This window comes from Rhodoglobus galactosidasius (genome assembly GCF_054957775.1).
In genome coordinates, this window is record NZ_JBQIAV010000003.1 from 182,781 (window position 1) to 204,524 (window position 21,744).

General features: G+C 61.3%; 20 protein-coding genes and 1 pseudogene. 16 read left to right on the top strand and 5 right to left on the bottom strand.

Features of this window, described 5'->3' with window-relative positions; translation table 11 throughout:
- Positions 1–221 precede the first annotated feature (221 nt).
- The 5 genes and pseudogenes from ACTJJW_RS05110 to ACTJJW_RS05130 form a co-directional block, all read left to right on the top strand.
- Positions 222–863, top strand: a complete 642-nt coding sequence (locus tag ACTJJW_RS05110; protein WP_462643058.1) for an ABC transporter permease — start codon at positions 222–224, stop codon at positions 861–863.
- The gene (locus ACTJJW_RS05115) at positions 856–2,136 is read left to right on the top strand and encodes an ABC transporter ATP-binding protein (protein WP_462643059.1); all 1,281 of its coding nucleotides are present in this window, start codon (positions 856–858) and stop codon (positions 2,134–2,136) included. Before ACTJJW_RS05110 ends, ACTJJW_RS05115 begins: the two co-directional genes overlap by 8 nt.
- Positions 2,136–2,930 (top strand): ABC transporter permease, encoded by a 795-nt coding sequence (locus ACTJJW_RS05120; RefSeq protein WP_462643060.1) that lies wholly within the window; start codon positions 2,136–2,138, stop codon positions 2,928–2,930. The genes ACTJJW_RS05115 and ACTJJW_RS05120 overlap by 1 nt, the downstream gene beginning before the upstream one ends.
- A complete protein-coding gene (locus ACTJJW_RS05125) occupies positions 2,927–3,946 on the top strand; it encodes a glycine betaine ABC transporter substrate-binding protein (RefSeq protein WP_462643061.1) in 1,020 nt (339 codons plus the stop codon). The genes ACTJJW_RS05120 and ACTJJW_RS05125 overlap by 4 nt, the downstream gene beginning before the upstream one ends.
- Before the next feature lie 154 nt (positions 3,947–4,100).
- A pseudogene (locus tag ACTJJW_RS05130) lies at positions 4,101–4,385 on the top strand (LLM class flavin-dependent oxidoreductase); the annotation flags it as partial.
- Between the two features lie 63 nt (positions 4,386–4,448).
- On the opposite strand, the gene ACTJJW_RS05135 reads toward ACTJJW_RS05130, so the two are convergent.
- Positions 4,449–4,724, bottom strand: coding sequence for a hypothetical protein (locus ACTJJW_RS05135; RefSeq protein ID WP_462643062.1), 276 nt, complete (start codon positions 4,722–4,724; stop codon positions 4,449–4,451).
- 474 nt (positions 4,725–5,198) lie between these two features.
- Between ACTJJW_RS05135 and ACTJJW_RS05140 the strand changes: the two genes are divergently transcribed.
- The 6 genes from ACTJJW_RS05140 to ACTJJW_RS05165 all read left to right on the top strand — a co-directional run bounded on the left by ACTJJW_RS05140 (position 5,199) and on the right by ACTJJW_RS05165 (position 11,974).
- Positions 5,199–6,212, top strand: a complete 1,014-nt coding sequence (locus ACTJJW_RS05140; protein ID WP_462643063.1) for a TIGR03557 family F420-dependent LLM class oxidoreductase — start codon at positions 5,199–5,201, stop codon at positions 6,210–6,212.
- A gap of 38 nt (positions 6,213–6,250) precedes the next feature.
- Positions 6,251–7,039 carry a coenzyme F420-0:L-glutamate ligase gene (gene cofE / locus ACTJJW_RS05145; protein ID WP_462643064.1) on the top strand — a complete coding sequence of 263 codons (789 nt, stop codon included), beginning with the start codon at positions 6,251–6,253 and terminating at the stop codon, positions 7,037–7,039.
- A gap of 66 nt (positions 7,040–7,105) precedes the next feature.
- The gene (locus ACTJJW_RS05150; RefSeq protein ID WP_462643211.1) at positions 7,106–7,396 is read left to right on the top strand and encodes a PLD nuclease N-terminal domain-containing protein; all 291 of its coding nucleotides are present in this window, start codon (positions 7,106–7,108) and stop codon (positions 7,394–7,396) included.
- Positions 7,389–8,384, top strand: coding sequence for an AAA family ATPase (locus ACTJJW_RS05155; protein ID WP_462643065.1), 996 nt, complete (start codon positions 7,389–7,391; stop codon positions 8,382–8,384). The genes ACTJJW_RS05150 and ACTJJW_RS05155 overlap by 8 nt, the downstream gene beginning before the upstream one ends.
- Positions 8,385–8,394: 10 nt before the next feature.
- Positions 8,395–9,765: a DUF58 domain-containing protein gene (locus ACTJJW_RS05160; protein WP_462643066.1), complete on the top strand. Its 1,371-nt coding sequence runs from the start codon at positions 8,395–8,397 to the stop codon at positions 9,763–9,765.
- A complete protein-coding gene (locus tag ACTJJW_RS05165; RefSeq protein ID WP_462643067.1) occupies positions 9,752–11,974 on the top strand; it encodes a transglutaminase TgpA family protein in 2,223 nt (740 codons plus the stop codon). The genes ACTJJW_RS05160 and ACTJJW_RS05165 overlap by 14 nt, the downstream gene beginning before the upstream one ends.
- A gap of 91 nt (positions 11,975–12,065) precedes the next feature.
- On the opposite strand, the gene ACTJJW_RS05170 is transcribed toward ACTJJW_RS05165, so the two are convergent.
- From ACTJJW_RS05170 to ACTJJW_RS05180, 3 genes are read right to left on the bottom strand one after another with little or no spacing between them, the layout of a single operon-like run.
- A complete protein-coding gene (locus tag ACTJJW_RS05170) occupies positions 12,066–12,851 on the bottom strand; it encodes an ABC transporter ATP-binding protein (protein ID WP_462643068.1) in 786 nt (261 codons plus the stop codon).
- On the bottom strand, positions 12,848–13,858 hold the full coding sequence (locus ACTJJW_RS05175; protein ID WP_462643069.1) for a putative F420-0 ABC transporter permease subunit: 1,011 nt from the start codon (positions 13,856–13,858) through the stop codon (positions 12,848–12,850). Before ACTJJW_RS05175 ends, ACTJJW_RS05170 begins: the two co-directional genes overlap by 4 nt.
- Complete coding sequence (locus ACTJJW_RS05180) at positions 13,851–14,825, bottom strand: putative F420-0 ABC transporter substrate-binding protein (RefSeq protein ID WP_462643070.1); 975 nt, start codon at positions 14,823–14,825, stop codon at positions 13,851–13,853. The genes ACTJJW_RS05175 and ACTJJW_RS05180 overlap by 8 nt, the downstream gene beginning before the upstream one ends.
- Positions 14,826–15,068: 243 nt before the next feature.
- On the opposite strand from ACTJJW_RS05180, the gene ACTJJW_RS05185 reads away from it, so the two are divergent.
- From ACTJJW_RS05185 to smc, 5 genes are all read left to right on the top strand, one after another.
- Positions 15,069–15,641, top strand: coding sequence for a YceD family protein (locus ACTJJW_RS05185; protein WP_462643071.1), 573 nt, complete (start codon positions 15,069–15,071; stop codon positions 15,639–15,641).
- Positions 15,642–15,643: 2 nt separating this feature from the next.
- A complete protein-coding gene (gene rpmF, locus ACTJJW_RS05190; protein WP_009772721.1) occupies positions 15,644–15,847 on the top strand; it encodes a 50S ribosomal protein L32 in 204 nt (67 codons plus the stop codon).
- Positions 15,848–15,873: 26 nt separating this feature from the next.
- Complete coding sequence (gene rnc, locus ACTJJW_RS05195) at positions 15,874–16,575, top strand: ribonuclease III (protein ID WP_462643072.1); 702 nt, start codon at positions 15,874–15,876, stop codon at positions 16,573–16,575.
- 5 nt (positions 16,576–16,580) lie between these two features.
- Entirely contained in the window at positions 16,581–17,465 is an 885-nt protein-coding gene (gene mutM / locus ACTJJW_RS05200; RefSeq protein WP_462643073.1) for a bifunctional DNA-formamidopyrimidine glycosylase/DNA-(apurinic or apyrimidinic site) lyase, read from the top strand.
- 158 nt (positions 17,466–17,623) lie between these two features.
- Positions 17,624–21,172 (top strand): chromosome segregation protein SMC, encoded by a 3,549-nt coding sequence (smc, locus tag ACTJJW_RS05205; RefSeq protein WP_462643074.1) that lies wholly within the window; start codon positions 17,624–17,626, stop codon positions 21,170–21,172.
- Here the strand turns inward: smc and ACTJJW_RS05210 are convergent.
- Complete coding sequence (locus ACTJJW_RS05210; protein ID WP_462643075.1) at positions 21,169–21,732, bottom strand: histidine phosphatase family protein; 564 nt, start codon at positions 21,730–21,732, stop codon at positions 21,169–21,171. The two genes, smc and ACTJJW_RS05210, sit on opposite strands and share 4 nt — an antisense overlap.
- Between the last annotated feature and the right edge of the window lie 12 nt (positions 21,733–21,744).

The following is a 21,744-nucleotide window of genomic DNA, read 5'->3' on the forward strand; positions in this document are numbered from 1 at the left end:
CCGGCACGGGCCACGGAAAAACTGTGCTCCTTCTTAGCTCACGCGGATGCTCGCGTCAGCATACGAAGCGTTATCGGTCCCGCGGCCGGATCGCCGTCAACTTGACTTGAAAAGGTTACTTACTAGGCTTCGCCCTTGCGACCGTTTACTCGAGCAGCGCGAAAGCTCTCGTACCAAACGAAAACGCACCACAATCGTAACTAATGTGAATGAGGATGTGTATGGGCGATTATCTTGCTAGTTCCCTCAGCAGGATTCTCTTCTCAAGTTGGCAACATTTCTCCCTCGTCGTGCAATGCCTCATCCTCGCCACCATTATTGCCGTGGTCATTGCCGTTCTGGTCTATCGCACAGCGTGGCTCACGGGATTGGCCGACGGCGTCACCGCAATCGGGCTGACCATCCCCTCCTTCGCCCTCATCGGCATACTGATCGTCCCGTTCGGATTCGGGGTGACGCCGGCGGTCATCGTAATCACTTTCTTCGCCGCGCTGCCAATCCTGCGCAATGCCGTCGTCGGCTTGGCGAGCGTCGACCCGACGCTGATCGAATCGGCCAAGGGTCTCGGGATGAGTCGGCTCAGAATCCTCACCCGGGTAGAGCTTCCGCTGGCTTGGCCTGTGATCCTCACCGGCATCCGGATTTCGGCGCAAATGGTGATGGGCATCGCCGCGATCACCGCCTACGCGCTCGGCCCTGGCCTCGGAGGTTTCATTTTCTCCGGCCTGTCTCGTCTGGGTGGCGCCAACTCTCTCAACTCCGTCGTCACCGGCGTGGTCGCGGTGGTCATCCTGGCCGTCATTCTGGACCAACTACTCAGCGGCCTCGGCCGGCTCACCACATCGCGAGGTATCCGTGTCTAACATCCTGCAAACCACTACCGACGCATCGACAGGCAGCACACACGGCGTGCGGATCCTGCTCGACGTTGTTTCCAAGAGCTATCGTGGCCAGGCAGCTCCCGCCGTCGACGGGCTGACCCTGGAGATCCCGGCCGGGAAGATCGTCGCCCTCGTCGGACCGTCCGGCTGCGGCAAGACCACGACCCTGAAGATGATCAACCGGCTGATCGAACCGACGTCGGGCCGGATCATGATCGGCGACGACGACGTGACTGACATTGATGGCGACCAGCTTCGCCGACGTATCGGCTACGTCATCCAGGCCGGTGGATTGTTTCCACACATGACCGTCGAGGCGAACATCGCCATGGTGCCGAAAATGCTCGGCTGGGACAAAGACCGCATCTCGGCGAGAGTCGACGAACTGCTCGATCTGGTCTCTCTCGACCCCGGTCTCTACCGGGGTCGCTACCCGAAGCAGCTCTCCGGCGGCCAACAGCAGCGCGTCGGGGTTGCCCGCGCCCTCGCTGCAGACCCGCCTGTGCTGCTCATGGATGAGCCGTTCGGCGCGGTCGATCCGATCACCAGACAGCGGCTGCAGGATGAGCTGGTGCATATCCAGGATGATGTGCAGAAGACCATCGTGTTCGTCACTCACGATTTCGATGAGGCCGTCAAGCTTGGCGACTACATCGCGATCTTCTCGGAGGGCGCGCAGTTGGTGCAGTACGACACTCCCGAGCGCATCCTGGCCGACCCGGCCAACGAGTTCGTCGAAGACTTCATCGGCGCGGGTGCCGGGTTGAAGCAACTCACGTTGACGCGGGTCAACCAGGTCACCCTGGGCGAGGTCATCACGGGGCGGCCTGGCGAACGATCCGCGGATGTTCTGGCTCGTCTCAACGGGACTGGCCACGACAACGTGGTCATCGTCGACGACCGCGACCGGCCGATGCAGTGGCTCAGTCGTCCTCAGTTGCAACGCAGCGAGACAATCGGAAACCAGCAGGACGAGAACTTGCCGACGGTCGGCCTGAAGGCGACCCTGCATGACGCCCTGGACGCGATGCTCGCCTCCAATGTCGGTGCCGCACTCGTGGTCGGGAACCGGCAAAAGCTGCTCGGTGTCGTGGATGTAGCTGTGGTTACCGATGCGATCGGTGCCGCACGAACTGCGGCTGCTGAGGCACCAGCGGGCAGTACCCCCATCGGCACCAACACGGGTGTTCTCAACATGGTGCCGGCGGATGCGGCCGACAATCATGCTGGCTCGACCGGCGATAGCGAGCGCTGATGACCGCAGAAGCTCTTCAACCCAATGTTGCCGAGAGGACCTCGGCCTCCGACACCAAGATCCAGAGCGGGCACGCCTGGCGGCGGCTCATGCTGCAGTTCGCCGGGATTGCGGTAGTCACCGTTGCGCTGGTCATCTGGCTGGCGACAGCCGACCTGACCCAAACAGAGCGGACCACACTCGATCCGGACCGCCTCTTCGGATACCTCGGAGAGCACCTGCTGCTGACCTTGGTTTCCGCCGTGATCGTCCTGGCCATCGGTCTGCCGCTCGGCGTGCTGCTGACTAGGCAACCGCTGCGATTCCTCACCAACCCGGTGCTGGTGGTTGCGAATATCGGCCAGTCCGCGCCATCGATCGGGCTGATCGTGCTGCTGGCTTTCTGGCTCGGATTCGGGTTCGTGGCCGCTGTGGTCGCGCTCGTTCTGTACGCAATGCTCCCGGTGTTGCGCAACACGATGATTGGAATCGACCAGGTCGATTCCCGTCTCATCGAGGCTGGCCGCGGCATGGGGATGAGTTCGAGGGCGATCTTGTTCCGAGTGGAGCTGCCGCTTGCCGTGCCGATCATGCTCTCCGGCATCCGTACTGCCTTGGTGCTGCTCGTCGGCACGGCAGCGTTGGCTACGTTTATCAACGGCGGCGGGCTCGGTCTGTTGATCACTACCGGCGTGAACCTGGACTTGCCCAGCGTGCTGATCACGGGAGCGCTGATCGTGGCACTACTCGCCCTGGTCGTCGATCTGCTCGGCCGGGTTGTGGAGCAAGTCGCGCAGCCGAAGGGGCTCTCATGACCAGGACCACCGAGCATGCACTGATGCGCCGCGGGGCGCGGCTGACCGGCACTGCCGCAGTACTGGCGGCAGTCGCCCTGACAGTGAGCGGCTGCGGCTTGAAACCGGCAACCGCATTCGTACCCACAGCAGGGCCAGGCTCGATCAAGGAGATTCCAGCTGCAGACGGGCAGCCGATCACGGTAATCGGAAAGAACTACACCGAGGCGCTAGTGCTCGAGAAAATCGCCGTGTTGGCCATGCAGGCCGCTGGGTTCGAGGTCACTGACCTGGCAAACGTGCCGGGGAGTGAACCAGTGCGGAACCTCATGCTCTCAGGCTCTGCCGACATCGCCTGGGACTACACCGGCACCGCCTGGCTGGTGTATATGGGCCAGGAGAAAGGTCTGGCCGACCCGCAGGAGCAGTGGCAGGTCGTACACGATGCCGACCTTGAGAACGGGATCACCTGGCTGCCCCGGGCCGAGATGAACAACACCTATGCTTTCGCGGTGCGCAGCGAAGCGCTGCCGGAGCTGCAGAATATTTCCACGCTGTCTGAGCTTGCCGCGCTGCCGGTCGCGGACCGGACATTCTGCATTGAGTCTGAATTCAACTCCAGACAGGACGGCATGGACGGCATGCTCGCGGCGTATGGAATTGAGCGCGGCACGGCAGACGGTGTGCCGGACGATAACATCGGCATCTACGACACCGGTGCCGTGTATGCAGCAACAGATCGCGGCGCCTGCAACTTCGGCGAAGTGTTCACCACCGATGGTCGTATCGAAGCCCTCGATCTGACCGTGCTCGAAGACGACAAGAACTTCTTCCCGTCCTATAACGCGTCGATCAACGTGAACTCGAAGACGTTGGAGCAGTACCCCAGCATTGCGGATGTCTTCGCGCCAATCACGGCTGCGCTCAGCAACGATGTGTTGCGCAGTCTCAACGGCAAGGTCGATGTCGACGGATTACAGCCAGCGGACGTTGCGTTCGACTGGATGGTGGAGGAAGGCTTTATCTCCCGACCGTAGGCCGTCCCATATCGGGACTACGGAGTACGAGGCGTTATGCGTGGTCTAAGGCTTCGTTAGTGGGCAGCAGTGCGGCGGTCGCTTAGTACGTCGCACCCCACCCGGGTTCTAGTTCGAGGCGCAACAGGGTGTGGTCTGTTGTTGATCTCGGCGATGGCGTCACGAGGGTGGCCACGCGCCGTTCTCGTTGAGCTGGATGGCGGCGGTGGGGGAGCGCACGAGCACGATTCGTATCGGCACGAGCGTGATGACTCCGACGTTCCGTTACAACCCTGCCGTGCTGGCGCAGGCTTTCGCCACGATGGGCTGCCTGTACCCTAGGCGCATTATGCTTGGCGTGGGCAGTGGTGAAGCGCTCAACGAGATTGCTACCGGATTCCGTGGTGCGGGTGAGCAGGAGTGGCCAGAGTTTAAGGAGCGCTTTGCTCGGTTGCGCGAATGGTGCGTCTGATGCGCGCAGCGACCGCCGTCGGGTGAATCGGCGACGGTCGCGTGCAGCCGATCATCGGATGATGAAGCGCGGGTAGTTCTGCTCCTCGCGTGCTCGGGCTTGGGCCAAGCGTTCACGGCGGAGCTGATGTTCGGCCCGAGCGGCAACCGAGAGGCTGGAGCGGGGGTGTCGAGGGCGCCTGCTCCAAGTGATCAGGGCCACGCCGAGATGTAGCGCGATTCGGTCGATTACTCCGACTCGACGCACAACTCGTTGCTTGTGCTCATCGACTGGCTGTTCAGGTGGGTGGTCTTGGCGACCGGGTTCGGTCGTCGCGGTGTCGTTCATCTGTCTTCTCTTTCGTTAATGGGGATGCAGATTGTGGACGGGCTAAAGCACGCCCGTGAGCGCGCGCTAAAGCACGCTCGGTTGCGAGGTGGGTTACCCGAAGATGCGCGACACGGGTGCCAAACGGGCCGCAGAATCGTGTGCGACCGGTGCACGCCGAAACGTGCATGCTCGTGTGTGTCGAGCCGGGTTTGCTCCGTGAGCGCCGCCACCGTCAGAACCGGTTGGCGGGAATCGCTAACCAGTTATGCGGAGAGGGCGCCGACGGAGCCGGCGTTAGTCGGAATCATTCCGATTGTTGAAATAAACACGCGAGGCTCCTTTCGATAGTTGGCGTTTGCTCAGTGTAGAACTATCGCGGTCTCAGAAACAAGTGTTAATTTGCGAACGACGCAGCGCGGTGACAATCACGTTGGCACGCTCATGTAGTTGCAGAAAGTTCGCACTCACCGCAGTCCGCGCAACAATAGACAGATGCCCGCATCCGTTTCTGCGCCCCACATTGGTTATGCCGCAATGCTTGAGCGGTTTCATCCGCTGGAAGTGTTGACGTTTGCCCAGCACGCTGAGTCGCGCGGCTTTCGCGGGGTGATGGCTGCTGATCATTACCAGCCGTGGATTCCGCAGCAGGGCCAGGCGTCGTTCGTGTGGAATGTGTTGAGCGCTCTCGGCCAGACCACCAGCGGTGACTTGGGAACGGGAGTCACTGCACCCACATTTCGTTGGCATCCGGCGATGGTGGCTCAGGCGTCAGCGACCCTTGCCGCGATGAATCCTGGCCGGCACTGGTTGGGCTTGGGCAGTGGCGAGGCCATAAATGAGCATGTGGTCGGGCAGTACTGGCCAGAAGCGCCCGAGCGCATCAACCGGATGTTTGAGGCCGTTGAGATCATCAAGAAGCTGTTCGCGTCGGGGCTTTCGGGCAAAGATGTTCGGCATGACGGCCAGTTCTACCGACTGGAGTCGACCAGACTCTGGACGATGCCCGAAATGGCACCCGAGATCTTGGTCGCGACAGCAGGACCAGTCGCCGCCAAGCGTGCGGGCAAGGCAGTTGATGGCCTGATTACTGAGGCGGCGCCGCTTGAGAAGATTGATGTGCTGCTCAAACGATTCGCTGAGGGCGCGCGTGAAGCTGGGCGCGACACCTCCAAGCAAAGCCGTGTCTTGCGGCTGCACCTCAGCTGGGCCGAGACCGATGAGCAGGCGATGAAGAATGCCCTCACCGAATGGCCCAATGGCGGCCTGCGGTTCGCTAAGAACGACATCCGTTCCCCCTTCGAACTCGAACAACTGGCGCGCATGGTGCGCCCCGAAGACTTTGAGGGTCGGATGCCCGTCAGCGCCGATCCCGACGTGCACCGTGCCTACATCCAGAGTTACCTAGACCTCGGCTTCGACCGCATTTATCTCCACAACGTTGGACGAAATCAGCAAGAGTTCCTCGACGTGTTTGGTCGCGACGTGCTTCCCGCGCTGCGCAAATAGTGTCGGCGACGGCAATGCCGCACACTAGAGGCGTGAGAATGAGCGCATGGGCCTTGCCTGGTATCCCCGAGATCGTATCCGGAGACGACCTGGTCGAGGTGATCGCGGCCGCAGTGATAGCCAGCGCCGACGATGCGCTGTCTGGCGGGCTCGAGAATGGCGACATTCTGACGGTGACGTCCAAGATCGTGAGCAAGGCAGAGGGTCGCACTGTGCAGGCTGCCGACCGCGAGCAAGCCATCACTGACGAGACGGTTCGCGTGGTCGCCTCACGCGAGCATCCCCATGGTGTAACCCGCATTGTCGAGAACCGGCTCGGGCTTGTGATGGCCGCAGCGGGCGTGGACTCAAGCAATACCCCCGACGGCATCGTGCTGCTGCTACCGCTAGACCCGGATGAGACTGCGCGCCACCTCTGCGCTGGCCTGCGAGAGCATTTCGGAGTGAATGTCGGCATCGTCATCACCGACACGGTGGGGCGGCCATGGCGAAGAGGTCAGGCCGATATTGCGATCGGTGCGGCTGGCATCCGTGTGCTTGATGACCTTCGTGGCACTGTCGACGCATCCGGTCGCCCGCTCGCCGTCAGCGTGACTGCTGTGGCTGACGAACTCGCCGCGGCGACAGATCTCGTGAAGGGCAAGGCCGGGGGATTCCCCGTTGCGGTCGTGCGTGGACTAGCCCACTACGTCGCCGAGCTCGAGGCGCCCGGGGCGCGTTCGCTTGTTCGAATCGGTGCCGACGACATGTTCCGCATGGGCACCAAGGAGGCGTGGCTCGCCGGCTTCGACGAAGCTCACGACGACACTGACCTTAAAGAAGATTAATACTCGACTGTCGAGAGTTTTAGCTCTATTCTGATCGACGAATCACGCATCAAGAATCTGGGAAAGATCGCGTGGGTCTTTGTCGTGATTTTCTTGCCGCTTATCGGCACCATCCTCTGGCTCGCAATCGGTCGCCAATATGCGCCAGCCAAAGAATTCAGCAGTTTTGGTGCGCCTCAACGCCGCGAGACGCTGCCCCGCGTGGCACGAGCAACACAGAAGCTGAGCTTGCCAAGCTTGATGCTGAGATCGAATATTTTCAGAAGCAAGAGAAGATTCACGAACTTGAAGAGAAGCTGCGCCGCCGCAAGCAATTGCCGTAGTGCACTAGCGCTGACAGACTCAACGAATGGATGATGTGAGCTCCACACCAATGCCCGATGACGTGTTCCATGATCACTGTGCTGCCATCGTGCGCAGTGTTTCGACGGTGATCGACGGCAAGGCAGACGCCGTGCGACTGGCGCTCACGGTGCTTCTCGCGGAGGGCCATCTCCTGATCGAAGACGTACCAGGAGTGGGCAAAACGATGCTCGCTCGAGCTCTGGCGCGCAGCGTCGATTGTTCGGTGTCGCGAGTTCAGTTCACTCCTGACCTGCTCCCTGCCGACATCACGGGGGTTTCGGTTTATAACCAGAACACGCGTGATTTCGAGTTTAAGAAGGGCCCGGTATTCGCGAACATTGTTATCGGTGATGAGATTAACCGCGCAAGCCCTAAGACTCAGTCAGCGCTCCTAGAGTGCATGGCGGAGTCGAGTGTGACGGTAGACGGTCACACCTATCAACTTACGAGCCCGTTCATTGTGGTTGCGACTCAGAACCCCATTGAGATGGAGGGCACCTATCCGCTGCCTGAGGCTCAACGCGATCGGTTTATGGCGCGAATTTCGATGGGCTATCCGGATGCTGAAGCCGAGTTGGCCATGTTGCGCTCGCGCGAACTTACTAGCCCTCTCGATTCGCTGACGCCTGTCGTGACAGTCGAGCAGTTGCGTGACCTCATTGCCACGGTGCGACGCGTGTTCGTCAGCACTGCGGTAGAGGAGTATGCGGTGGCGATTGCTCAGGCGACTCGTCGTGACCGTGAGGTTCGTGTGGGGGCGAGCCCGCGGGCGACGCTTCACTTGGTGCGGGCGGCAAAAGCTCGCGCCGCTATCGATGGCCGTGACTTCGTGCTGCCCGATGACATTGACGCCCTGGCTGTGACGGTGTTGGCTCACCGGATGATTCCGGCCCGCCACACCGGTGACACTGCGGCGGTGCTTTCGGGTCATTCGATCGCGGATGTCATTGAGCGCATAGTGGCCGAGATTCCGGTTCCTGTAGTCGCAGCCGCTTCCTAGGTCCAGTCTCATGCCCCGCGCAGATTTCCGGCGATCGATCCGCATCGTGCTGGGCGGTGCGCGCCTCACGCGCCGGGGGATCACCTTCGTCGCACTGGGCGTTATAGCTGTTCTTGCCGGGTTCGCCACAGGTATGCCGATTTTGCTATATGTCGGATGTTTCACGGTAGCGCTGCCTGTTGTTGCGTTGACTTTTGTGCGCACCAGGGAGTCGGCGTTGAGTGTGTCCCGCAGATTCTCGTTCCCGGTGGTCGAGGTGGGAACCACTACTGCAGTGACCTTGCGCGTCGACAATCATTCGAAGCGTGCAACATCCCCGGTGCGGTGGCGGGATGCATTGCCCTGGCGTCCGTGGGTGACCGACAGCGGTTGGCTACCTCGGCTTTCGGTAAAGACCCGGCTGGCGAGTGATCGCAGCGCGGCACAGTTGACGTATTCCTTGACTCCCGCCACACGTGGAGTTTTTGAGATCGGCCCGCTGATCGTGGAAGCGACGGACCCGTTTGAGCTTGCGTGGGGCGCCTGGAATGTTGGTTCCGAATCCTCACTGATCGTGACGCCGCGGGTTGCGCAGCTCGCGACGAGCGCCCTCATCGCTCAGTCTGGTGATGGTGAGGCACGCGTCGTGCAGCGCCGTTCCGCTGGCGATGATGACGACGCTATGACGCGTGAGTACCGCCGAGGTGATGCCATGCGTCGGGTTCATTGGAAGGCATCCGCTCGGCACGGCAGCCTCATGGTTCGCCAAGAGGAGCAACATAGCTACCCCGAGGCGCGCATCATCGTCGATACGCGTCTAGAGGGTTACCCCGATGCGAGTAGGGCGACGGTTCTGCGGGCGGTCGGTGGCAACGGCGTATCCCAGTTGCACAGCGCTCGCTTGGAGTGGGTCGTGACGATGCTGGCGTCGGCAGCCGTGCAGCTGCGCCGTGAGGGATTCTTGGTGCAGATCATTGAAACGGGGCAGTCACAGCTGACGGATGCCGCCACACTGCACCGCAGGTCATCTGCCGAGCAAGAGCTGCTAACTCGTCTCGCGGCTTTGGCCCCGATCGAAACTCCCGCTGACTGGTGGGGCGAACCTTCTTCGCGTTCGTTCGCCCGCGGTCCGGTGATTGCTCTGGTTGCCAACCCAGAACCAGCGACGGTCGACTTCTTAGTGAGCCAGGCCACGAGCAACGTGCTCGCAGTGGTGTTTGTCGTGGAGACGACTTCTGGCTTTGGCGATCGCGAACGCTTTGGCGCGGCGAGCCGACCACCGCTGGCGGAGGAATTGCGCGCTGCGGGCTGGAAGGTCATTTCGGTGCAGTCATTCGATGATGTCGCCGACGTGTGGAACCTGTTTGTCACGGAATCGAGGTTGGCCCGTGAGCGTAACTGAGCAAGTACGGTCATCGAGCATCGAGCGTCACGATCACCGGGTGCGCGTGTGGTCGTTGGCCGGTGTCATGGCGTTGGCTGTTGGCATCGCCGCAAGCAGCCTGGGTGCAGTGCTTACCGAAGGCGCTTGGTGGTTTCCCTTCATGGCCGTTGTGACGGTCACGCTCGCGACGGCAGCGGCTGTTCGCAGCGTTCACCGGCGGGCGATTGTGGGGTCTGTCGCGGCTTTCGTCGCGGCAGCAGCCCTCCTCGTTCTCATGTTTGCCGCCAATACGGCGATTGCAGGCGTTGTGCCGACCGGGCAGACTTTCGCTCGCTTCACGCAGCTTGTTGGCGACGGCAATGAGTCGATAGCGAACCAACGCTTTCCTGCGGATGCTGACACCGGCATCGTCTTCCTGATCTGCTTGGGTGCGCTGGCGGTGACACTCGCCATGGATTTCGCGGCGTTCGTGATCCGCAAACCGGCGCTCACCGGCATCCCGCTTCTGATCCTTCTGCTGGTGCCCAGTTTTGTACGCAACGAGTTGCACGACGCTTTCGTTTTTGCAACGACATCACTGGCGTATGTCGCGATCTTGCTGGTTGCGTCTCAGCGTCTCAGCGTGCGGGCAGCCTGGCCGTTGGTGTCAGTGGCTCTTGTGATCTCGCTGATCGTTCCGGTGTTATTGCCGAGCGTTGAGCCCGCAGCCGAAGTGGGTAATCGCCCCGGACTGATCTCGACCGGTGTGAACCCGATCATCAATTTGAGTGATGATCTGCGCCGAACCACACCGCTGCTGGCGTTGACGTACACCACCACGGGCGCGGGCGAATATTTGCGGGTTGCCGTACTTGACGAATTCGGTGACGACACGTGGAAGCCCTCGGAGGGCGACAACGACAGTAGCGACGCGGTCGATTCTTTCCCGGAGCCGGCTGGGCTCGCGCCGGAAGTGCCGCGCACCGAGAAGACGATGCAGATCGAAATTGAGCGCATCCGGGGCAAGTTTTTGCCGGTGCCCTACGCGTCGTCAGGCATTTCTGGGCTTGACGGCGACTGGAATTGGGAGCCTGAGGGACTCACCGTTTCGACAGTGAACGGCAACTCAAAGGATCAAGCCTACGAAGTGTCGTATATCACACCGGCGCCGTCGATTGAGCAGTTGGAGACAGCACCCACCACCCTTCCGGACGGGTTTGAAAAATATCTGATGCTACCCGAAACGTTGCCGAACAGTGTTGCCGAAACCGCCCAGCAGGTGGCCGGGGACGAACCCACGCGCTTCGATCAGGCGATTGCTCTCCAATCGTTCTTCAAGGATGGCGATTTTGTCTACTCCGAGCAAGCGCCCGTCGACGATGACTACGACGGTTCGGGTGCCGCGGTGCTCGCCGAATTTCTGACCGTCAAGAGCGGATATTGCGTGCAATTCGCCTCGGCAATGACTGCCATGGCTCGCACCCTCGACATTCCAGCCCGCGTCGTGGTCGGTTTTGCCCCTGGGCAAAAGCAAGCCGATGAGGAGACCGACGAGATCAAATTTGTGGTGTCGACCGACAACCTCCACGCGTGGCCCGAACTGTACTTTCCGACCATCGGATGGATCCGCTTCGAGCCCACCGTTTCTGTCGGTACTGAACCCAGGTTTGCGCAAAGCATCACCGATGATCCGAGCACGCCCGATGTGGATGAGTCGCAGCCGGAGCCCGCCGCGACCCCCGTGCCGACGCCGACGGCTACCACCGCAGCCCGCCCTGAGCTGCCTCTTGACGAGCAGCTGACTTCTCCCACGACGGGCTCGGGAGCGGCATCCCCGTTTTGGTGGTTACTGCTCGCGCTGCCGATTCTGCTGCTGATCCCGGCGCTCGTGAGGCTGGTCCGTCGTGCGCTGCGCCTGACAGCGGTCTCACGTGGAGCTGTCGCTCCTGCCTGGCGCGAGGTGCGCGACACTGCGACAGATTTGGGCTTTGACCTCAGCACGACCGCAACGCCACGTCAGCAGTACGAACAGATGGCGGCTCACACGGGTGCCTCGGCGTCCAACTCACTCGCGACCCTGCTGGCAAGCGTCGAAGTAGCCGCTTTCAGCCCGCGCAAAACACAACTGCGGCGAACAGCCGTGACGGCCGCACTGGCATCGCTGCGAGCATCCTCGAGTTGGCGAGCCCGACTGCGCGCACGGTGGGCTCCGCGCACAGCCTTCGGTCCAGTGGAGCGGGCACGCTAAGCACGCGCAGTCGGCCACACGAACAGCGGACCGGATGCCCTCAGTGCTGACGGTGACTGGAATCGCCAGCCCGCGCAAGCGACCGAACGCCTTAGGCCGGGCTAAAGCCAATGACAGGTTTGCCCGTCACCGGGTTCCGCAGAATGGATGCCCGCACCCCGTAGACCTCGGCGATTAGCGCCTCGGTGAGCACAGTTTCGGTCGCGCCCGCAGCTACAACGCGGCCATGTGAGAGCACGATGATGTGGTCGCAGTAGCTCGCCGCAAGTGAGAGATCATGCAGCGCAGCCAACACGGTGACGCCCGTCGTGCGAAGGTGCGCCAGCAGGTCGAGTACCGAGAGCTGTGCGGCGATGTCGAGGTGGTTGGTTGGCTCGTCGAGGGCGAGCAGTTGCGGTTGCTGGGCGAGTGCTCGTGCGAGCATCACCCGTTGTTTTTCGCCGCCCGAGAGGCTCTGAAATTCGCGTTCACGAAATGTGGTCATCCCGACTGTTTCAAGACTCTCAGCTACGACTGCTGCTGATTCTGCGGAATCCGCTTCCCACATCGACTGGTGGGGGAGCCTGCCCAGCTGCACAACCATGTTGACCGTGAGAGACGAGTCTGTGGTGGCATCTTGCTCCACGAACGCTGCAAGGCGCGCGCGTTGTCGACGCGGCATCCCGAGCATGTTTTCACCGTCGAAGTGCACGGAACCGGATGCCGGGGCCTGCACTGCTGTGAGCGCACGAAGCAGAGTGGATTTTCCGGCACCGTTTGGCCCGACGAGAGCGCTCAGCGAGCCCCGCGCGACGGTACAGTCAACGTTGTCGATGAGTAATGTGCCGTCGGCAGTGATGCTGATGCGTTCGCCGACGAGGCCGATCTTCTCGCTCATGTTGAACTCTTTCGGCGGGTGAGCAGGAGGGCAAAGATGGGGGCGCCGATCATGGCGGTCACGATTCCCACGGGAATCTCTCGCGGGTCAAAGATGGTGCGAGCAAGGGTGTCTGCCCACACGAGAAAGACGGCGCCAAGCAGCGCGCTGAGGGGCAGCAGGGCGCGGTGGCCGGGGCCGACGAGCAGCCGAACGGCATGGGGCAATATCAGGCCGACAAAGCCGATGGAGCCGCTCACCGACACCATGGCGCCTGTGACAAGAGCGGTTGCCGCGAGCAGTCCCCACCGCGTCGCGCTGACGTTCACACCGAGTGACGCTGCCTGCACATCTCCGAAGGCAAAGGAGTCGAGCAGGCGGCCGGTGAGCATCACCGGGATACCGACCACAAGGATGGCCGTCATCGTGATCGCGACGGCGGGCCAGCGGGCTCCGCTGAGCGAGCCAAGGAGCCAGGAAAGCACTTCGCGGTAGGAGTCGCCGGTGACGCTCCAAAAGATCACAAAGCTCGTGATTGCCGATGCGAGCGCTGAGACAGCGATACCCGCGAGCACCGTGCGTGACGGCGTGATCGCGCCGAGTGAGCCTGCAAGCAACAGTGTCAGGGTGAGCGCGAGCAGTGCGCCAACAAACGCTGCCAGTGGCAATAAGACGGCGGCACCCAACAGCAACACCGACACCGCACCAAGGGCAGCGCCCGAGGAAAGCCCGAGCAGGTACGGGTCAGCAAGAGGATTGCGCGTGATGGCCTGCATGACCGCCCCGCTCAACGCCAACCCAGCGCCCACCGAGGCAGCGGTCAGCACGCGCGGCAACCGCAATTGCCACACAATGCCATCACGCAGCTCGCTCAACGGGCTCACTCCGATTCCGAGATGGCTACCAATGGACCGCCAGACCTCATCAAACCGGATGTCGGCAGGCCCGATCGTCACCGCGACCGTGATCGACACCACAAGTGCGACCGCGAGTGCGGAGCCGAGAGCAAGCGGGGAAACTTTAGCCATCAAGCTCCGCAATCTGAGCCGACAAACTTTCGGCAGCCTCAACGCTGCGCACGCCAGCTTCACTCGCTGCGAACGGCACCACGAGGTAACGGCCAGCTTTCACAGCACTGAGGTTTGCTGTTGCAGGGTTCGCCTCAAGCACACCGATCTTCTTTTCTGCACTGTTCCAGACGGCATCCACGAGCACAATGAAATCGGGGTCGGCATCAACGACGGCTTCCCAGTTGTATGGGGCCCAGGTGGAGTCCACATCAGCGGCAATGTTGGTGAGACCGACGGTGTCGAGCAAGAGCTGGGGTGCACCGATTCCTGCGCCAACGTAGGGGGTGTCCGAACCTGACGAGAACCACAGGGCAGTGCGTGAGTCGCCGTTGGCGTCGATTGCGGCGAGTCGGTCGCGCTGGTCGTTGACCAGGTCGCTCGCATCGACGCGGAAGATCGAGGCAACAGTTTCGATATCGCTAAACACGTTGTCGAAGCTGAGTTGCGCAGGCTGCTCGGCGCTCTGGCACGCAGAGGGAGCAACGAAAGTGTTAATGCCCAGTGCTGTCAGGTCGGCACGTTCGCCTGCGCCATCAGCGCTGAACGTGGATTCCCAGCCGGCAAACACGAGATCGGGTTCCAGATCGAGCACCGCTTCTTCGCTCGGCACGCGCTCGGCGATCGAGGTGAGCCCTGACGCTTCGGATGCCCACTCGGCAGGCACCGGACCATCCTGGAATGCGGTTCCAATGATGCGATCGCCCAACCCGAGCGCCAACAGCAGCTCGGTAGTCGACGACTTGATCGTAATAACGCGCTCGGGAGCGGAGTCGAAGCTTACATCGAAGTCGCAATTGCTGAGATCGACAGCGCCTGTGGCGGTATCGGGGGAAGGCGTAGTGGACGGTGAGGCGGCAGCAGTGCATCCGCTCAGAGTAAGAATCGAGACACCGGCGACAAGCACCGTGCGAGAAAGAATAGACAAAGGGGCCTCCGAAAAACCGCGAATTTCGGCACTGGGCGCGCCGAAGAATGTGAATAGTGTTTCGAGAAGACCGGCAGCCCCATCATGGGCAAGCCAACCACGCCATACCAAGCGCACGGGTCTGTGTAACCCAGTCTATTGGGGTGCGGATGCCGCGGCTGTCGCTCACGCGCGCATCATGTGACTGTGCGATCGCTGACCGGGGGCGACAGCGAGGGCCTTGCGGGGGTAGAATTGACGATCGTGTCTAGAATCAGCGAGAATCCGTACGCCGTGTTGGTGCGCGATCTCATGCACCGCCCAGGTGAGATGAGAGAGCACTCCCTCGACGTCGTCGTATCCGAATCTTTTGGCAATGCCGTAATTGCGGTGCCGAAGGGTGCTGAGCTGGGTATTGATGCGCGTTTTGAGTCGCTTCACGACGGTATTTTGGTTGATGCTCAGGTAACAGGCACAGCTAAGGCTGAGTGTGTTCGCTGCCTTATCGATATCGCGATGCCTGTTCGGGTCGAGTTTCAAGAACTTTTCGCGTATTCTGAGGACGAAGCTTTTGACTACACGGTTATCGACGAACACGTCGACTTGGAACCTGTAGTCAGGGATACGGTGGTGTTGTCGCTACCGTTCCAACCGGTCTGTCAGAAAGATTGTCTCGGCCTGTGCCCTGAGTGTGGGGTTCGGTTGCTCGACAATCCAGGACATGAACACGAAGCGCCCATCGACGCACGGTGGGCAGCGTTGGCCGGACTCCGAGATTTCACGCAAGACTCGCACGATGCGAACGATTCACCTGAGACCCAAGAAGAAAAGAGTTAGTCATGGCAGTACCTAAGCGCAAGATGTCGCGGGCCAGCACCCGCATGCGCCGCGCCCAGTGGAAGGCAACGCCTCCCACACTCGTCAAGACCGTCGAAAACGGCAAGACCGTTTACAGCCTCCCGCACCGCGCCAAGGTAGTCGAAGACTCCGCCGGCACCCCCCTGTACATGGAGTACAAGGGCCGCAAGGTAGCTGACGTTTAACTAGTTTCCTTTTCTCGAGTCGAATAATGGCGGTCACGGGCTCTAGCGCACCGGCTGAGCTCTCCGCCGTGCTCGGGGTCAGCATTGACCCCGAATTGCTTGCGCTTGCGTTGACGCATCGCTCTTTCGCGTACGAAAACGGCGGAATTGCCAACAATGAGCGGCTCGAGTTTCTTGGTGACTCCATTCTTGGCCAGGCAGTAACGGTCAAGCTGTATCGCGATAACCCGAATCTTGACGAGGGAGACCTTGCCAAACGTCGGGCTAGTCTTGTTTCTTCTGTCGCGCTTGCCGAAATCGCGCGGCAAATCGGTCTTGGCGCATATATTCGCCTTGGCAAGGGAGAAGAGCAGACGGGCGGCCGCGAAAAGCCGTCCATTCTGGCGGACACTGTTGAAGCAATCATCGGTGCCGCGTACCTCGATCTGGGTGACGACGAAGCTACCGCGCTCGTTCTACGCCTGGTTGCACCCCTGCTGGCCGATCCTGAACGGTTTGGGGCGGCAATGGATCCCAAGACGAGCCTTCAAGAGCTCGCCGCCCAGCTTGGACGTGGGGCTCCCGACTATCGCATCGAAGATAGTGGCCCCGACCATTCCAAGCGTTTTCACGCCAGCATTGTTCTGCGCGATGAGGTCATTGCCACAGGTGTCGGCTCGAGCAAGAAACAGGCAGAGATGGCTGCAGCGCTTGAAGCCTGGACCCTCCTTCAAACCGCGGCCAAGTAGCTTCTGTGCCTGAACTTCCCGAGGTCGAAGTTGTGCGCGCCGGCCTTGAACCGGCAATTACTGGCGCGACTGCGGCATCTGTTACCGTTTTTGACGAACGCTCTCTCCGCCGTCATGACGGCCCGAGCGAAGACTTCATCGACCGGCTCACCGGCCGCACCTTGCAGGCACCTCAGCGGCGCGGCAAGTTCCTGTGGATCCCGCTCGGCCACGGCGAAGCGCTTGTGGCCCACCTGGGTATGAGCGGGCAAGTGCTGCTGCGTGATCGCAGCACGGATGACCGGCTCACGCGCATCCGGATCGAACTTGATCACCCTGACCACGGCGCACTGCGCCTCAACTTTGTCGACCAACGTATTTTCGGCTCGATGTCTCTCGACAGCATGCTGCCCACCGTTGATCAGCCGCACCTGACGGTGCCGAGCCAGGTTGCTCACATTGCGCGTGACCCGCTCGACCCGTTCTTTGATGACGCCAAGTTTTTGCGGGCGCTGAAGGCGAAACGCACCACGGTGAAACGGGCGATGCTCGATCAGACCCTCGTGAGCGGTATCGGCAACATCTATGCCGATGAGGCGTTGTGGGCGGCACAGATTCACTACAACCAGCCCACCGAGTCGTTGAGTCGAGCCAAAGCCGTGCTGCTGCTCGCCGAAGTGCGGGCCGTGTTCGCCAAAGCGCTGGCTGAGGGCGGCACAAGTTTCGACGCCCAATACCTCAACGTGAATGGCGAGTCTGGCTACTTCGCCCACTCGCTGAACGTGTACGGCCAGCAGGGCAAGGAGTGCCCACGCTGCGGGCGTGAGGTCGTGCGAGAGCAGTTTATGAATCGCGGCTCGCACTTCTGCAGTTTCTGTCAGCGTGTGCGGGCCGCGACTCACGCGGTTTAGCCTGGCTCTCGTTCGGCGCTAGAGCTACCACGACTGTTCTTCTGCGCGGCAGAACGGCAGGACCCCGCGCATCCGGTACCGTATAGCAAGGTTCTGACCAGCATGTTGGACAGCAACTTGGCCAGCACAGTGTTGGCCAGGACAGTGAAGGCGGTGACGTGTACCTCAAGAGTTTGACCCTCAAGGGGTTCAAGTCGTTCGCTCAGTCGACCACTTTTGCTTTCGAGCAGGGCGTGACGTGTGTCGTCGGCCCTAACGGTTCGGGCAAATCGAATGTGGTGGATGCTCTGGCTTGGGTCATGGGCGAGCAGGGTGCCAAGACTCTGCGCGGCGGCAAGATGGAAGACGTCATCTTTGCCGGCACAGCAACGAAGGGTCCACTGGGTCGCGCCGAAGTGGTGCTCACGATCGACAATGCTGATGGCGCTCTGCCGATTGAGTACAGCGAAGTCACCATCAGCCGCACACTGTTCCGCAATGGCGGCAGCGAATATGCGATCAATGGGACCCAGTGCCGACTGCTTGATGTGCAAGAACTGCTCAGCGACTCGGGTCTTGGCCGAGAGATGCACGTCATCGTCGGTCAGGGTCAGTTGGATGCGGTGCTGCATGCCAGCCCAGAAGACCGTCGCGGTTTCATCGAAGAAGCTGCTGGCATCCTGAAGCATCGCCGTCGCAAAGAGAAGACGATTCGCAAGCTTGACGCGATGCAGGCTAACCTCACGCGCCTTTCTGACTTGGCCGGGGAGATCCGTCGCCAGCTCAAGCCGCTTGGGCAGCAGGCCGAGATTGCCAAAGAGGCAGCATCGATTGCCTCCATTGTTCGGGATGCTCGCGCACGACTCCTCGCCGACGAGGTTGTAGAACTGCGCTCAAGCATTAACGATTTCAGTCGCAGCGAGAGCGAACGCAAGACTCAGCGCATCGTTCTGCAGGAACAGCTCGATCAGAATAAGCTGCGCGAAGCCCGGCTTGAGCAAGCTCAGGTTGGTGACGACGTTGATGAGGCTCGACGTGTGTCCTTCGGTCTCGAGTCGGTGCAAGAACGCCTGCGCAGTCTGTACACCCTTGCCAACCAGCGACTGTCGCTGTTGGGCCAGCAGAGTGATGCGCCCACCTCGGGCAGCACCGTCAGCCAGACGTTGGTTGATGAAGTCACGGCTGAAGCCGACGTGCTCGCCGCCGGGGTCGAGGATGCCGAAAAGGCCGTCGGCGCCGCCGCAGCAACGACCGCAACAGCGAAGGCCGCGCTCGATTCGCTCGACGAAGAAATCGCCGCTCAGAGTGCACTGGTATCGCGTCACGAGTTGGAGAGCGCCGGGCTCACGGCCCGCGTAGAAGTAGCCACCTCGACGCTCACTGCCGCCCAGGGCGAACTTGTTCGTCAGCAGCAGGCGCTCGCCGAAGCGCAGTCTCGTCGCGAGGCAGCACAAACCGAATTTGAGGCCCTCGAGGTTGAGGCCAACAACTCCACCACGGAGTCGGATGGCTCGCTCGACAACGCCTATGCGGCGGCAGAGGCGAAGGTTGCGAGCATCCAAGCCGAAATCGAATCGCTACGTGAGGCGCTGCACACCTCGGAACGTGAACGCGATGCTCTTGCGGCCCGCAACTCGGCACTTTCGCTCGCGGTCGATCAGAAGGATGGCTCTAGCGCACTCGTTGCAGCCCAGCTCTCTGGCATCCGGGGTCTGGTCGCCGAGCATGTCAAGATCACCCCCGGTTTCGAAGCGGCGATTGCTGCCGCGCTCGGCACGCTTGCCGATGCTGTGCTCGCCGACAACCGCGATGCTGCGATCGATGCGCTTGCCGAGTCTGCCAGCCGCGACTTCGGCCGAGTAGAAGTTGTTGTTGCCAACGCCGCGAAGTCGACGGTGTCTCTCGGTGCTGCCGCAGGAACGGTGCCGGCTTCCGACGTCGTAACCGCACCGGATGGCGTGCACGGACTCCTCACCCACGTACTGATCGCCGACGACCTTGACGCCGCCCGCGCCGCCTACGGTTCACTCTCCAACGCCGCAGACATCACCTTCGTCACGCGCCAAGGCGACGTTCTCACCCAGTTTGTTTTGCGCGGCGGATCTGGAGCCAGACGCTCACGAGTCGAACTTGTTGCCGAACGTGATGCCGCCGCCGAAAAGCTCGGCGGCGTCACCACGCAAATAGAACGCACCAGCTTCGAGCTCGATGAGAAGCGCCGCGAACTCACCTCAGCCAAGACGGATGCCGAAGTAGCGCTTTCGACACTGCGCGAATACGACGCCCAGTTGGCTGCCCAGTCTGAACTTCTTGGCCGACACCGCATTCAGGCGGATGCCGCCCAGGCCGAATGCGATCGCCTCGCCCGTGCCGTCGACGTTGCCGCAGAAGCGGTCGCGGATGCCACCGCCGAGGTCGGCCGCGCACAGTCCGCAGCTGACGAATATCAGTCCGCCCCGCGGCCCATCCTCGACGTCTCAGAACGTGACCCCATGCTCGCCGAGGTTGAGACAGCCAGGGCGCGCGAAGTTGAGCACCGAATCCAACTTGAGACGATCCGCGAGCGGGTGCGCGCCGAGCGCGCCCGGGCCGAGCAACTTGCCGCCCAGCTTGTGCGCGAGCGTGAAGCGGCCGCAGAACAGGCACGACTGGCGGTTATTCGTCAACGGCAGATTGTATCCGCGACCCGTGTCGTTGAAATGCTGCCAGCAGTGCTGGACTCTGTCGACCGTTCGCTGTCTGAAGCTCGCGTGGTTCTCGCAGCGAAAGAGGCCGAACGTTCCGCTCAGAACCAGGAACTCTCGGGGCTGCGCCGCGAAGAGTCAGCGCTGCGTGAACGCCTCTCGGCAGTGAGCGAAAGCGTGCACGGTCTCGAAATGCAGATCTACGAAAAGAAGCTGCACCTCTCCAGTTTGCTTGAGCGATCGGGTGAAGAACTCGGCCTCGTCGAAGATGTACTCGTTGCGGAATATGGCCCGCAGGTTGCCGTGCCGGATGACACGGTCGCCGACGACAGCGCCAGCGATGCAGCAGTCGAACCAGCGGCATCCGGTCGCCCGTTTGTTCGCACCGAACAAGAGGCTCGCCTGCAGAAGGCTGAGCGAAAGCTCGCACGTTTGGGCCGGGTCAACCCGCTCGCGCTCGAAGAGTTCGAAGCGCTCGAGCAGCGTCACAAGTTCTTGACCGAGCAGCTCACCGACCTCTCGAACACCCGAAAAGACTTGCTCACGATCATCGATGAGCTCGATGAGAAGATGCAGGCAATCTTCTCGAGCGCCTTCGAGGACACCAAGAACGCGTTCAACGATGTCTTCCCTGTGCTGTTCCCCGGCGGCACGGGAAGCATCTTCCTGACTAACCCCGATGAGCTGCTCACGACAGGCATCGAGGTCACGGTGAAGCCCGCAGGCAAGAAGATTGAACGACTCTCTTTGCTGAGCGGTGGCGAGCGATCACTAGCCGCGGTGGCCCTGTTGATCGCCATCTTCAAGGCACGCCCCAGCCCGTTCTACATCATGGATGAGGTTGAGGCGGCGCTCGACGATGCCAACCTCGGCCGACTTCTCGCCATCTTCGAAGACCTACGCCAAACCAGCCAGCTCATCATCATTACGCACCAAAAACGCACCATGGAAATCGCGGATGCTCTCTATGGCGTGAGCATGCGATCCGACGGCATCAGCGCAGTTGTTGGCCAGCGCGTTGCGAAAGAAACTGCAGCAAGCTAGTCGACCCAGGCCAGTGGTTCGCCGTTGACGGTGCGCACAGCCCAGCAATCGGTGAGTCGTTCGATGGTTGAGATCGATCCGTTCAGAATGTGATCGAAGTCGCGCCCGGCAAGTTCGGAGAGCGTGTAGCGGATGATCGTTCCGTGACACACAACGATCACTTGCTTGTCCCCATAATCGGCTGAGACCTGGTCCAGAGCAGCGACGCCTCGTTTGACAACCGAGTCGAGACTTTCGAGGCCGGGGTACATGGGGACATCCGGCCACTTCTCGTCGATTTCGGCCTTGGTGAGGCCCTCGCCTTCGCCATAGTTGCGCTCGATGAGCAAGTCATAGCTGCGACCCAGTTCGAGCCCTAGTCCGTCGGCGATGATCTGCGCTGTCTCGCGGGCGCGCTGCAGGGGAGAGCTGACAATCACGTCCCACTCGGTGCCACGCAGCAGCTCTACAGCTTCACGGGCTTGTTCACGCCCAGTGTCGTTGAGGGGAATGTCGCTGGAGCCTTGCATGCGTCCGGCAGCATTCCAGTCGGTTTGGCCGTGACGAATCAGTGAGAGCATCCAAAAATCCTA